This is a genomic window from Caulobacter sp. GW821-FHT10F06, from assembly GCF_058809215.1.
In genome coordinates, this window is the sequence record NZ_JBXASK010000006.1 from 1 (window position 1) to 13,919 (window position 13,919).

Below are 13,919 nucleotides of genomic sequence, written 5' to 3' on the forward strand. Positions count from 1 at the left end.
CGTGACCGAAATCGGCGAAGCACGCCCCAGACACCAGGCCCACATAACCCGTGCCAATCATCGCTACGCGCATGGATGCTTCCTGCTCAAACCCGCCGGGACCGCGTCGCGGCGATCCGCCTAATCCAGCAATCAGGGCGCAGAGGCAAGGCTCCTGGCGGACCGCCGCGCGCTATTCCGACGCCTTTTATACGCCGTTTGGACGCCCGGCCATCGCAACGCCTTTCGTGCGGAGGCCAAACCCTATAGCAGCGGTCGTCAGATCCTGTTTTTGGAAGATGTCGATGCGGAACGTCCTGGTGGCCGGAGGCGCTGGCTATGTCGGCTCCCACACCTGCCTGGCGTTGGCGGCCGCAGGGTTTACCCCTGTGGTCCTGGATGATCTGTCCAACGGTCATCGCGAGCATGTCCTGTGGGGACCGCTGGAGATCGGCGACATCCGAGACGCCGCCAGACTCGACGCGGTCTTCGCCGCCCATGCTCCGGTCGCGGTCATACATCTGGCGGCGCGCATCGAGGTCGGGGCCTCGGTCGCCGATCCTGGCGCCTTCTTCGACAACAACGTCTCGGGCAGCATCAGCCTGATCGAGGCCGCACGCCGGGCCGGTGTCGACGCCATGGTGTTTTCCTCGACCTGCGCCACATTCGGCGATCCCGTGCGTCTGCCGATGGACGAAGCTCATCCGCAAAATCCGCTCAATCCCTATGGGCGCACCAAGCTGATGGTCGAGCAGGCCCTAGCCGATTACGATCGCTATGTCGGCTTCCGCAGCATCGTGCTGCGCTATTTCAACGCCGCCGGCGCCGAGCCCGAGGGGCGTATCGGCGAGTGGCACGAGCCCGAGACCCACGCCATTCCGTTGGTCATCCAAGTCGCCCTGGGGCAACGGTCGCACTTCACGATCTTCGGCGATGACTACGACACGCGCGATGGCACGGCGGTGCGGGACTACGTCCATGTGCTGGACCTGGCCGCCGCCCATGTCAGCGCCCTCAACCGCCTGATCGAGGGCGCGCCGAGCGCCAGCTACAATCTCGGCACCGGACGAGGCACAAGCGTCAAGGAACTGATCTCCGGCGTCGAGCGCGCGGTCGGCAAGCCGCTGGCGGTGCAGGTCGCCGCGCGCCGGCCAGGGGACGCGCCGGTCCTGGTCGCCGACAACGCAAAAGCCAAGGCGGAGCTGGGCTGGACGCCGTCCCGCGACCTCGATGCCATCCTGTCCTCGGCCTGGCGCTGGCATCAGGCTCAGGCCGCGGCCGGCCGATAGCCGGCGCGAGGGATGATCCGACCCTCCAGGCGGCTCATCTCAGACCGTTTGTCGCACGACCCTGCGGTGAAACGGTTTATTTGTAACTCCCCAGGTATCGTTTGAGGGTTGTGACGCTGGGGGACCGCGCGTGTTGAAGGTTTTGACCTGTCTGACGACCGAGCATGACTATCGGTTGGTCGGCGTGGCGGCGGTCGTTTGTTTCGCGGCTTGCTTCACGGCGTTCAGGCTTTACTCGCGGATGCGCGGCGCGAAGGGCCTAGTTCGGGCCGCGTGGCTGCTGCTCACCGGCCTGGTCTCGGGCTCGGGCGTCTGGGCCACGCACTTCATCGGCATGGTCGCCTACAATCCCGGTCTGAAGACCGGCTACAGCCCGACCGGCACCCTGCTGTCCCTGATGATCGCCGTGCTGTTCATGGGCACCGGCTTCGTCGTGGCCTCGGCCCAGCGCTCGCGCACCAACGACGTGGCCGGCGGCCTGGTCCTGGGCATGGGCGTCGCGGCAATGCACTACACCGGCATGACCGCGTTCGTGACCCAGGGCGAAGTCGTCTGGGAACACGCGACGGTCGGCGCCTCGGTCCTTTTGGGCGTGGTGGGCTGCACCATCGCCCTGGTCGTCGCGGGCCGCGCCCGCAGCATGTCCAAGCAATTGATCGGCGGCGGCATCCTGACGCTGGCCGTCTGTTCGCTTCATTTCACCGGCATGGGCGCGATCACCATCGTCCCCGACGCTGCGGCCATGGTCCCCGACCAGTTGCTGTCGGGCGGCGTCCTGACCCTGGCGGTCACCTGCATCACCGGCCTGATCATCCTGGGCGGCCTCGGCGCCGTGGCCATCGAATCCCAGACCACCCGCTCGGCCCTCGAGCGCATCCGCCGCCTGGCCAACGCCGCCTATGAAGGCATCGTGGTCGTTCAGGACGGCCGCATCAACGACGCCAACGCCGCCTTCTGCGAACTGGTCGGCGCGCCCCTGGAAGAGCTGCAGGGCCAGCCGCTGTTCGGCGCGATCCTGACCTACAACGGCGCCGAGGCGACGCGCGAAGGCGTGCGCCGCGAGGGCGTGCTGCAGCCGATCGCCGGCGGTCGCGAGATCCCCGTCGAGGTGTTCTCGCGCCTGATGGACGACGGCGCCCGAACCGAGACCTCGGGCCTCACCGTCCTGGCCGTGCGCGACCTGCGCGAGCGCCGCTCGGCCGAGGAGAAGATCCGCTATCTGGCCGAGCACGACGGCCTGACCGGCCTGCCCAATCGCAACTCGCTGCAGGCGCGCCTGAGCGCCGCCATCGACCGCGTCGAGGCCTCCGGCGAGAGCCTGTCGGTGATCTGCATCGACCTGGACCACTTCAAGGAAGCCAACGACCAGCACGGTCACCTGGCGGGGGACTCCCTGCTGGTCGAGACCGCGCGGCGTCTGCAGGACTCCGTCAGCGCGCCGTCCTTCGCCGCGCGTCTGGGCGGCGACGAGTTCATCGTCGTGCAGGTGGCGGGGGGCGACCAGCCCGGCGCCGCCGCAGAACTATCGGGCCGTCTGCTCGAGACGCTGTCCGCGCCGGTGATGTTCGAGGGCCAGGACCTGACCATGGGCGCGAGCCTGGGCGTCAGCCTCTATCCCGACGACGGCCGCACCACCGAGTCCCTGATGGCCAACGCCGACATGGCGCTGTATCGCGCCAAGGAAAGCGGTCGTGGCGTCTATCGCTTCTTCAAGCGCGAGATGGACGAGTCGATCCGCGAGCGCCGGGCCCTGGCCCGCGACCTGAAGCAGGGCATCATCGACGAGGAGCTGATCGTCCACTACCAGCCGCTGGCGCGCGCCGCCGACGGCGAGGTCTGTGGCTTCGAGGCCCTGGTCCGCTGGAAGCACCCGACCCGCGGCATGATCCCGCCGCTCGACTTCATTCCAGTGGCCGAGGAGAACGGCCTGATCGCCCCGCTAGGCGAGTGGGTGCTGCGCCGCGCCTGCGCCGACGCCGCCTCCTGGGACAAGCCGCTGCGCATCGCGGTCAACCTGTCGCCGCTGCAGCTGAACAATCCGGCCCTGCCGACCCTGGTGCACGAGGTGCTGATCCAGACCGGCCTGTCGCCGGCCCGCCTGGAGCTGGAGATCACCGAGAGCGCCCTGTTCAAGGACTATCAGCGCGCGCTGGACAATCTGCGCCGCCTGAAGGCTCTGGGCGTGCGCATCGCCATGGACGACTTTGGCACCGGCTTCTCGTCGCTGTCGACCTTGCAGTCGTTCCCGTTCGACAAGATCAAGATCGACAAGAGCTTCGTGGAGAACATCCACCGCCACGACCGCGCCACCGTCATCGTGCGCGCCGTGCTGGGCCTGGGCCGCAGCCTGGAGATCCCGGTCGTCGCCGAGGGCGTGGAGACCGAGGAGCAGATCGTGTTCCTGCGCGGCGAGGCCTGCGCCGAACTGCAGGGCTATGCGATCGGGCGTCCCGCGCCGGTCGACTCGCTGACGGCCTGGACCATGGCCAGCGCGATCGCGCCGCAACTCACCCCTACCAAGCGCGCCAAGCGTTCTGCGGCCTGACGAAGACTTGCCATCCGGCGCGCGCGAACTGAAATGATCGTCCGTTCGCGCACAGGCGCGCCGGGAACCAGTTCCGGCGTTGGACGTTGCGGGCAAGCCGGTCGCCTGGAAAGCCCAGGGACGGTGGTCTAGGGGGGCGCGCCGAGTGCTGGGGCGGACGGCCATCAGGTTCGTGACGGGGAACGACCGACCCCTTGTGCGATACGCCATCGCCGGGGCGACGGTGCTCGCGGCCTTCCTCGCGCGCATGGTCGCGGCCCTGGCCACCGACACCCCCACCAATTTCCCGACCTTCTATGTCGCCGTCCTGGTGGCCGCCATGTTCGGCGGCGTGGGCGCCGGCCTGGCGACGCTGGCGGCCGGCACGGCGGTCGTCTGGCATCTCTGGCTGGGTCCGGCCGCGGGCGGAGTTCTGCACGCCAAGGAAGCCGTCCAGATCATCATGTTCTGGATCTGCGGCGGCCTGATGGTGCTGTTCATGGAGATCCTCCGCCGGGCCGTGCGGACGGGGCTGGCGGCCGAGGAGCGTTTCCGGGCCGCGCAGGAAGCCTCGCTCGACGCCTTCGTGATCCTGGAGCCGGTGCGCGAGGGCGGCCGGATCGTCGATTTCCGCTGGACCTACGCCAACCCGGCCGCCGAGGCGATGCGGCCCACGGGCGCCTCGACCCTGGTCGGTCGCCGGGTGCGCGAGGCCTTCAACCACCCGACCAACCATGACATGGCCGACCGTTTGAACCGGTTGTTCGAGGACGGCGGTCCTGACGACATCGACGTCCACCGGGTGATCAACGGCAAGGACCGCTGGATTCGCTCGAGCGGCGTCAAGCTGGGTCACGACTTGGCGGTGACGTTTCGCGACGTGACCGAGGCGGTCGAGGCGCGACGCGATCTGGAGACCCGGGTCGCCGAGCGCACGGCGGCCCTCGAAGCCAGCATCGCCGAGACGACCAAGGCCGAGGCGGCCCTCGCCCAGGCTCAGCGCCTGGAGACGGTCGGGCGGCTGACCGGCGGCGTCGCCCACGACTTCAACAACCTGCTGACCGTGATCGTCGGTGGTCTGGACATGATCCTGCGCCAGCCCGGCGACGAGGCGCGGGTGCGCCGCCTGGCCGAGGCCGCGCTATCGGCGGGCCAACGCGGCGAGCGCCTCACGCGCCAGCTGCTGGCCTTCTCGCGCAACCAGGAGCTCAAGCTCGAGGTCGTCGATATCCCGGCCCTGGTCGCCCAGGTCGAGCCGCTGCTGGTCCGCGCCGTCGCCGAGAACACTCGGCTGACCATCCGGTGTGATGCAAACGCCGGCGTCAGCCGGGTGGACGCCGCGCAGTTCGAGGCCGCACTGCTCAATCTGGTGGTCAACGCTGTGGACGCCACGCCCGACGACGGCGAGATCACCGTCGAGGTGACGGCGGTGCGCCTGTCCGACGGCCAGATCGCCGATACGCGCGCCGGCGACTATGTGCGTGTGGCGGTCAGCGACACCGGCACGGGCATGCCGCCGGAAGTCCTGACCCGGGTGTTCGAGCCGTTCTTCACCACCAAGGATGTCGGCAAGGGGACCGGTCTTGGACTGGCCCAGGTCTATGGCTTCCTGCGCCAGAGCGGCGGCGGGGTCAGCATCGACAGCGTCGAGGGGCGCGGCTCGACCGTGGCGCTCTATCTGCCGGCCGCCGTCGGGACAGTGGTCGAGCCCCCCGCCGAACAGGCTGCGCCGGTCGCCGTCCGGGCGGACCTGGCCGGAACGCGGGTGCTGCTGGTCGAGGACGATCCGGCCGTGCGCGCCATCGCCGAGGGGGCCTTGTTGGATTTCGGCTGCGTGGTGGTCACCGCCACCGACGGCGTCCACGGACTGGCGCTGCTCGAGCGCGAGGCGGCGTTCGACCTGCTGATGTCAGACATCATCATGCCCGGCGGGATCAGCGGCGTGGACCTGGCTCACGCCGCCGCGGCGCGCGACCCGGCCATGGCCATCCTGCTGACCACCGGCTATGCGGGCGAGAAGCTGGCCATGGCGCCGGCCGACCTGCCCTGGCCCCTGCTGCGCAAGCCGTTCCGCGTCGAACAACTGGCCGAGGCCCTCGCCGCCTTACTGGAGCGGCGGCCGGTCAAGCTCGATCTCGACGCCTGACCGCGCGTCCTAGCGCATGCTTTTCTTCAAACTGCCCAGCAAGCCGCGCATGATCTCGCGTCCGGCCTGACTGGCCACGGTGCGCAGCAGCGACTTGGCGAAAGTCTCGGCCATGCCCTGGCGGCTGGACGCGGCGCGGGGCCGCGGCGCGGCCCGCGATTCGCGGGCTTCCTCGCGAGCGCGGACCTTCTCCTCGGCCGCCCGTTGCTTCTCGGCCTCGGCGGCGTCCTGGGCGACCTCGGCCTGGTGCTGGGCCTCCTGGGCGCGGCCTTGCAGGATTTCATAGGCCGAGGCCCGGTCCTGGGCGACGTCGTAGAGGCCGGCGACCGGGCTCTTGGCGATCAGGGCGTTGCGCTCTTCCGGCGTCAGCGGGCCCAGGCGCGAGGCGGGCGGACGGATCAGGGTCTTCTGCACGACGTTCGGCGCGCCCTTGGCGTCGAGGGTCGAGACCAGGGCCTCGCCCACGCCCAGGCCTTGGATGGTCTCGGCGGTGTCGAAGTTCGGATTGATCCGGAAGGACTGGGCGGCGGCCTTCAGGCCCTTCTGGTCGGCGGGGGTGTAGGCGCGCAGGGCGTGCTGCACGCGAGCGCCCAGCTGTCCCAGCACCGCGTCGGGAATGTCGGCCGGGTTCTGGGTGACGAAATAGATGCCCACGCCCTTGGAGCGGATCAGGCGCACCACCTGCTCGATCTTTTCCAGCAGCGGCTTGGGCGCGTCGTTGAACAGCAGGTGCGCCTCGTCGAAGAAGAAGACGAGCTTGGGCTTTTCCGGATCGCCCACTTCGGGCAGCTCCTCGAACAGCTCCGACAGCAGCCACAGCAGGAAGGTCGAATAGAGCTTGGGCGACTGGATCAGCTTGTCGGCGGCCAGCAGGTTCACATAGCCGCGCCCGGCGACGTCGGTGCGCATGATGTCGGCCAGCTTCAGCGCCGGCTCGCCGAAGAAGTTGTCGGCGCCTTGCGTCTGCAGGGTCAGCAGCTTGCGCTGGATCGAACCCACCGTGGCCGGCGAGACGTTGCCGTAGAGCGTGCCGATCTCCGAGGCGTGGTCGGCGACATATTTCAGGCAGGCCTGCAGGTCCTTGAGGTCCAGCAGCAACAGGCCGTCCTTGTCGGCGACGTGGAAGACAATCGTCAGCACGCCTTCCTGAACGTCGTTCAGCTCCAGCAGCCGCGACAGCAGCACCGGACCCATCTCCGAGATGGTGGTGCGGATCGGATGACCCTTCTGGCCGAACAGGTCCCAGAACACCGTCGGCGGCGCGGCGGGAGTCAGGGTGAGGTCCATCGAGGCGGCGCGGGCCAGCATCTTCTCGTTGGGCGCGCCCGGCATGGCGATGCCCGAAAGGTCGCCCTTCACGTCGGCGGCAAACACCGGCACCCCGGCGTCGGAGAAGGCCTGGGCGATGACCTGCAGGGTCACGGTCTTGCCCGTCCCCGTGGCGCCGGCGACCACGCCATGGCGATTGGAGCGATCGAGCCGCTGGGTCACCGGACCTTCGCCGAGCCCGACCAGGATCTCGCCTTCACCAATCGACAGAGTCATGCGCAACGTCCCTTGAACTTGAGCGCTGACCCTAACCCCGGCCTTGCTTCGCGCCAATCGCGGCGCTCAAAGTGTTACGTTTCCCCAGGAGAACCGAATGACCATCCCGCCGTCCGCCGCCGCTCGCAACGCCGTGGTGTTCCTGGCGGTGATCGCGGGAGGCGCGACGCTGTACTGGGCGCGCGACATCCTCACGCCGCTGGCCCTGGCGGTGTTCCTGGCGGTGATGATCGACAGCTTCGCCCGCGTGCTGGTGGCCCGCGTCCCGCGCTTTCCCAGGCCCCTGGCCCTGCCGACCGCCATCGTGCTGTCGATCGTGCTGTTTGGCCTGTCGGTGTGGATGGTGGCCAACAACAGCGCCGGCTTCGCGGCCCAGATGAAGGGCTATACGCCGAGGCTGAACGAGCTCATCGCCGATATCGCGGGCCTGGGCGGTCGGGTCGGGCTGAAGGTGGAGCCGACGCTTGACGGCCTGATCAAGCAGCTCAATCTGTCGCGCTATATCGGCACGGTCGCCCAGAGCCTGCAGAGCGTCGGCACCAGCGCGGTGCTGGTGCTGATCTATCTGGGCTTCATCGTCGCCTCGCGCCGGGGGTTCGGTCGCAAGATCGTCGCCATGTTCCCGCAGCATGGCGAGCGCGAGAAGGCGATGGTGCTGTTCCATCGCATCCGCGACGGCGTCGAGCAGTATCTGTGGATCCAGACGGTCACGGGCCTGATGATCGCCGTCGGCGCCTGGGTGGTGATGGCCATCCTGCGGCTCGACAACGCCTTCTTCTGGGCCTTCCTGATCTTCCTGGCCGCCTACATCCCCATCCTGGGCGGCGCGATCGGTTGCTTCCTGCCGCCGCTGTTCGCCCTGGTGCAGTTCCCCGACAGCTTCGCGCCGGCGATCATCCTGTTCGCGGCGCTGCAGGGCATCTTCTTCGTGGTCGGCAACATCATCCTGCCGCGCATGCAGGGCGACAGCCTGAACATGGATCCGACCGTCGTGCTGCTGTCGCTGGCGGTGTGGGGCGCGCTCTGGGGCGTGGCGGGCATGTTCCTGTCCACGCCGCTGACCGTGGCCTGCATGGTGATCCTGGCCCAGTTCGACGGGACGCGCTGGATCGCGATCCTGCTGTCGGAGGACGGCGACCCGCAAGGTCCCGGTGTCGCGCCTGGCGGCCACAAGTCCGCGGCGGAGAAGCCCTCGCAAACCGCAAAGTCGCCTGTTCGACGGAAAGTCGCGAAGGGGGACTTAAAATCCTGAAAGCTGCGCCTATCTCTGTCTTGTCCGGTTCCCCCCAGCCGGACCCCGCGAGACGCGGCCGGCTTTCCTGGCGCGTCGAAAGCGGAAAACGCCCGCCTTCCCCCCGGCGGGTCGGCGCCGCCGGTCTCCCCCCCACCGGCGGCGCTTCCGTTTTCCCGGGCCTGATCGGCCCTGCCGCCGACGGCGCGTTCCAAATCTGCAAGACTTTTTGCGTAATTCGGACGACCTGGTTGAACCCCGGCCCGAAAAGGCTAGGTTGTCGCCAAAAATTCGCGAGGAAATCCCATGGCTGCTGCAAAAAATGACCTCCAAGGTTCGGAGGCCGCTGGCGGCCCGCTCCTGACGGCGTTCGCGCAGGCGCTGGGGAAGTCGGTCAACACCCTGGAGGCCGAGCCTCGGCATTTCGTCGCCCAGGCCCAGGACGACTGGTCGGCCGACGAGCTGCCCGGCTTCGACGCCGGCGACACCGCCTTCGCCCTCGCCGATTTCTGGCGCTTCGGCCTGACCGCCACCGACGTCACCGAGCCCGCCATCCGCCTGCGCCGCGCGCGCAAGCCCGACGGGACCGACCTGCGCGGTGACCTGCTCGAGATCGTCCAGTTGGACCGGCCCTTCCTGGTCGACAGCATCATGGGCGCGGTGGCCGAGGCCGGCTTCCAGGTCCGCGCCATGTTCCACCCCGTGGTCGAGGCGGGCGGCCAGCGTCGCTCGATGATCCAGATCTATCTGGCCCCGGTGGGCGAGGACCGCGAGGCGGCCCTGATCGCCGCCGTGACCGAGGCGCTCTCCGACGTCCGCCTGGCCGTGCAGGACTTCGAGGCCATGCGCGCCCTGATGCGCCGCACGATCGTCGAGCTGCGCGACACCAAGGTTGCCATTCCCGCCGAGGCCCGGGCCGAGGACATGGACTTCCTCGACTGGCTGGCCTCCGACCACTTCGTGTTCCTGGGCGCCCGTGTCTACGAGTATCCCCGCACCGCCGACGGCGGCTACGCGGCCGAGGAGCCGCTCTATCAGCCCGAGGGCAGCCTGGGCGTGCTGCGCGACCAGGCCCGCACCGTGCTGCGCCGGGGCAGTGAGCCGGCGATCCTGTCGCGTCAGGTCCGCAACCACATCGAGGTCGGCGATCCGATCGTGGTGGCCAAGTCGAACCTGCGCTCGCGCGTCCACCGCCGCGGCTACATGGACTATGTCGGCGTCCGCCGTTACGGCGCGGACGGCAAGCCATCGGGCGAGGTCCGCTTCGTGGGCCTGTTCACCGCCGAGGCCTATGAGACCCCGGCCCACGACGTGCCGCTGATCCGTCGCAAGGTGGCCCATGTGCTGGTCAGCGCCGGCAAGGATCCTGACAGCCACAACGGCAAGCGCCTGCGCAACATCCTGGAGACCTGGCCCCGCGACGAGCTGTTCCAGACCGACGAGGACCAGCTGCTGTCGATGGCGCTGGGCGTGCTGCATCTCTACGACCGGCCGCGCGTGAAGCTGTTCACCCGCCGCGATCCGTTCGACCGCTTCATCTCGGCCCTGCTGTTCGTGCCGCGCGAGCGCTATGACTCCGGCGTCCGCGAGCGGGCCGGTAACCTGCTGGCCGAGGCGTTCGGCGGCCGGGTGTCGGCCTATTACCCCAGCTTCTCCGACGCCCCGCTGGCGCGGGTCCACTTCATCCTCGGCGTCACGCCGGGGGATCATCGCGAGCCCGACCTCGTGGCCCTGGAAGCGGCGATCGCCGAGACCGCCCGCACCTGGGACGACCGCTTCGAGGCGGCGATCCGTGACGGCGGTGCGCCCGGAACCGTCGCCCCGACCCTGGCCCGTTACGCCGGCGCCTTCCCGCCCGGCTATCGCGACCAGTACGACGCCGCCGAGGCTCTGGCCGACATCGAGGTCATCGACGCCCTGGGCGCCGACGAGGCCGTGCGCGTGCGCGCCTTCCGCCACGCCGACGACAGCGCGGTGACCTTCCGCTTCAAGCTGTATCGCCCGGGCGCCGCCGCGCCCCTGGCCGACGTGCTGCCGATCCTGGAGCACATGGGCCTGAAGGCCCTGATCGAGGACGGTTTCAAGGTCTCGCCCACCGGCGCCGACGGCGAGCGCGCTCCTGTGTGGGTGCATGAATTCGTACTGCGCGACGAGCAGGGCGAGCACCTGACCTTCGCCGACATCAAGCTGGCCTTCGAGGCCGCCTTCGTCGCCATCTGGACCGGCCGCGCCGAGAGCGACGGCTTCAACCGACTGGTGCTGGAACTCGGCATCGGCTGGCGCGAGGCCGCCCTGATCCGGGCTCTCGCCCGCTATCGCCAGCAGTCGGGCCTGGACCCAAGCCAAGGCGTGCAGGAGCAGGCCCTGGCCGATCACCCCGGCGTCGCCCGCCTGGTGCTGGATCTCTTCCAGACCAAGTTCGACCCGGCGGTGGTCGCCGATCTGGCCAGCCGCAAGGAGCAGGCCAAGGCCGTCGAGGCCAAGATCGCCGAGGCGTTGCAGGCGGTCGAAAGCCTGGACGCCGACCGCGTCCTGCGCCGCATCGCCGCCCTGGTCGGCGCCATCCAGCGGACCAACTTCTATCAGCCGGCCGCCGACGGTCAGCCCAAGCCCTATATCAGCTTCAAGATCGCCTCCCGCGAGCTGGAAGACCTGCCGGCGCCCAAGCCCTATCGCGAGATCTTCATCTCGGCCCCGCACGTCGAGGGCGTCCACCTGCGCTTCGGCCCGGTCGCCCGCGGCGGCCTGCGCTGGTCGGATCGCCGCGACGACTTCCGCACAGAGGTGCTGGGTCTGGTGAAAGCCCAGCAGGTCAAGAACGCCGTCATCGTGCCGGTCGGGTCGAAGGGCGGCTTCTATCCCAAGCAGCTGCCGCGCGGCGGCGATCGCGACGCCATCCAGGCCGAGGCGATCCGCGCCTACAAGACCTTCCTGTCGGGCCTGCTGGACCTGACCGACAATATCGATCCCGACAACAAGGTGGTCCCGCCGCCGTCGGTGCTCGTCCATGACGGCGAGGATCCCTATCTGGTCGTCGCCGCCGACAAGGGCACGGCGACCTTCTCCGACATCGCCAACGGCGTGGCCGAGGACTACGGCTTCTGGCTGGGCGACGCCTTCGCGTCGGGCGGTTCGGTCGGCTACGATCACAAGGTCATGGGCATCACCGCCCGCGGCGCCTGGGAAGCGGTCAAGCGCCACTTCCGCGAGCTGGGCAAGGACATCCAGACCGAACCCTTCACCGTGGTCGGCGTCGGCGACATGAGCGGCGACGTGTTCGGCAACGGCATGCTGCTGTCCAAGCAGACCAAGCTCTTGGCCGCCTTCGATCACCGCCACATCTTCCTGGACCCGGATCCGGACGTCGCCGCCTCCTGGGCCGAGCGCGACCGGATGTTCAAGCTGCCGCGCTCGTCGTGGGACGACTACGACAAGGCCAAGATCTCCAAGGGCGGCGGCGTCTTCGCCCGCAGCCTGAAGACCATCCCGCTGTCTGCCGAGGTTCGGGCCCTGTTCGAGATCAAGGCCGAGTCCGTCTCGCCCGCCGAACTGATGACCGCGATCCTGAAGTCGAAGGCCGAGCTGCTCTATCTCGGCGGCATCGGCACCTATGTGAAGGCCAAGGGCGAGAGCAACGCCGACGCCGGCGACAAGGCCAATGACGCCATCCGCGTCAACGGCTCGGACCTGCGGGTCAAGGTGGTGGGCGAGGGCGCCAATCTTGGCCTGACCCAGGCTGGCCGCGTCGAGTTCGCCCAATCTGGCGCTGGAGGGGCTGGCGGGCACATCAACACCGACGCCATCGACAACTCGGCCGGGGTCGACAGCTCCGACCACGAGGTCAATATCAAGATCCTCACCGGTCTGCTGGAGCGCTCGCAACAGCTGTCGCGCGAAGGCCGAAACACCCTGCTGCCGACCATGACAAACGATGTCGCCAGCCACGTGCTGGCCGACAATTACGACCAGACCCTGGCCCTGACGCTGATGGAAAGCGACGCGGTCTCGGAGGTCGAATCGCACGCCCGCTTCATGGCCGACCTGGAGGGCCGGGGTCGCCTGGACCGCAAGGTCGAGGGCCTGCCCGGCAACACCGTGCTGCTGGAACGCGGCCAGTCCGGCAAGGGCCTGACCCGGCCCGAGCTGGCGGTGCTGCTGGCCTATGGCAAGCTGGATCTGTTCGACGAGATCGTCGCCTCCGACGCGCCGGATGATCCCTGGTTCGAAGCCACCCTGCGCGGCTACTTCCCGCCGGCCATGGATCGCTATGCCGACCAGATGCAGAAGCACCGCCTGAAGCGCGAGATCATCGCCACGGTGGTCGGCAACCAGATGGTCAACATGTGTGGCCCGACCTTTCCGGGACGTCTGAAGGCCGCCGCCGGTTGCGACACCGACGCCCTGGTCACCGGCTTCGCCGCCGCCCGCGAGATCCTCGGCGTCGACGCGCTGTGGGACCAGGTCTCGGCGTTGGACGGCAAGGCCTCGGCCGCTGGCCAGACCGCGCTCTACAAGGCCCTGGCCTACGCCCTGCGCAGCCAGACCTTCTGGCTGGCCCGCCGGGCGTTCCGCGACAAGGCCGCGGTCAAGACCCTGGTCGACAGCTACGGCCCGTCGGTCGCCGAGCTGCGCGCCCTGACGCCGGCCGTCCTGTCGGGCTACGAGCAGAAGGTCGTCGCCAAGCGGGTGAAGGCCTATGTCGCCGACGGCGCGCCGGAAACCCTGGCCCAGGCCGTCGCGGCCTTGCAGCCGCTGACCACGGCGGCCGATCTGGTCGACCTGGCCAACGCCTCCAGCTGGACGGTGAAGAACGTCGCTCGCCTCTATCACCAAGTCGGCGCGGCCTTCGGCTTCGACCGCCTGCGCGGCGCGTCCGGTTCGTTCGTCGGCGGCGACGCCTTCGAGCGTCTAGCGGTGCGGCGCCTGATCGAGGACCTGCTGAGCGAGCAGACCGCGATCACCCAGGCGGTGCTGAAGTTCTCGGCCAGCGCCCAGGCCGGCGAAGACGAGGTCTCGGCCAAGGCGGCGGTCACCTCGTGGGCCGCCCTGCGCATGGACCGGGTCCGCTCGGTCAAGCGCACGGTCGAGGACATCGAGAACGCCGGCGGCGGCTGGACCTTCGCCAAGCTGACCATCGCCAACGCCGCCCTGCGCGAGCTGGCGACGGCGGGATAGGGCTGGCTCCCCGTCTCCCTCTCCCCTAGG

The 13,919-nt window shown here is 69.0% G+C and carries 7 protein-coding genes; 5 read left to right on the top strand and 2 right to left on the bottom strand.

Annotation, left to right across the window (positions count from 1 at the left end; genetic code table 11):
* Positions 1–73: hypothetical protein (locus tag AC1RUS_RS14055; protein ID WP_492914165.1), on the bottom strand; the 73-nt coding region annotated here is incomplete at its 3' end.
* 211 nt (positions 74–284) lie between these two features.
* Between AC1RUS_RS14055 and galE the strand changes: the two genes are divergently transcribed.
* The 3 genes from galE to AC1RUS_RS14070 all read left to right on the top strand — a co-directional run bounded on the left by galE (position 285) and on the right by AC1RUS_RS14070 (position 5,938).
* Complete coding sequence (gene galE, locus AC1RUS_RS14060) at positions 285–1,268, top strand: UDP-glucose 4-epimerase GalE (protein WP_492917135.1); 984 nt, start codon at positions 285–287, stop codon at positions 1,266–1,268.
* 130 nt (positions 1,269–1,398) lie between these two features.
* Complete coding sequence (locus AC1RUS_RS14065; protein ID WP_492917137.1) at positions 1,399–3,813, top strand: EAL domain-containing protein; 2,415 nt, start codon at positions 1,399–1,401, stop codon at positions 3,811–3,813.
* Between the two features lie 196 nt (positions 3,814–4,009).
* Positions 4,010–5,938, top strand: a complete 1,929-nt coding sequence (locus AC1RUS_RS14070) for a hybrid sensor histidine kinase/response regulator (protein WP_492917139.1) — start codon at positions 4,010–4,012, stop codon at positions 5,936–5,938.
* Positions 5,939–5,947: 9 nt separating this feature from the next.
* Here the strand turns inward: AC1RUS_RS14070 and AC1RUS_RS14075 are convergent, their stop codons facing one another.
* Positions 5,948–7,483 (bottom strand): helicase HerA-like C-terminal domain-containing protein, encoded by a 1,536-nt coding sequence (locus AC1RUS_RS14075; RefSeq protein WP_492917141.1) that lies wholly within the window; start codon positions 7,481–7,483, stop codon positions 5,948–5,950.
* Positions 7,484–7,580: 97 nt separating this feature from the next.
* Here AC1RUS_RS14075 and AC1RUS_RS14080 point away from each other — a divergent pair, with 97 nt between their 5' ends.
* Both AC1RUS_RS14080 and AC1RUS_RS14085 read left to right on the top strand, forming a co-directional pair.
* On the top strand, positions 7,581–8,735 hold the full coding sequence (locus tag AC1RUS_RS14080) for an AI-2E family transporter (protein ID WP_492917143.1): 1,155 nt from the start codon (positions 7,581–7,583) through the stop codon (positions 8,733–8,735).
* A 285-nt stretch (positions 8,736–9,020) separates the two neighbouring features.
* Positions 9,021–13,889 (top strand): NAD-glutamate dehydrogenase, encoded by a 4,869-nt coding sequence (locus tag AC1RUS_RS14085; RefSeq protein WP_492917145.1) that lies wholly within the window; start codon positions 9,021–9,023, stop codon positions 13,887–13,889.
* The last annotated feature ends 30 nt before the right edge of the window (positions 13,890–13,919 follow it).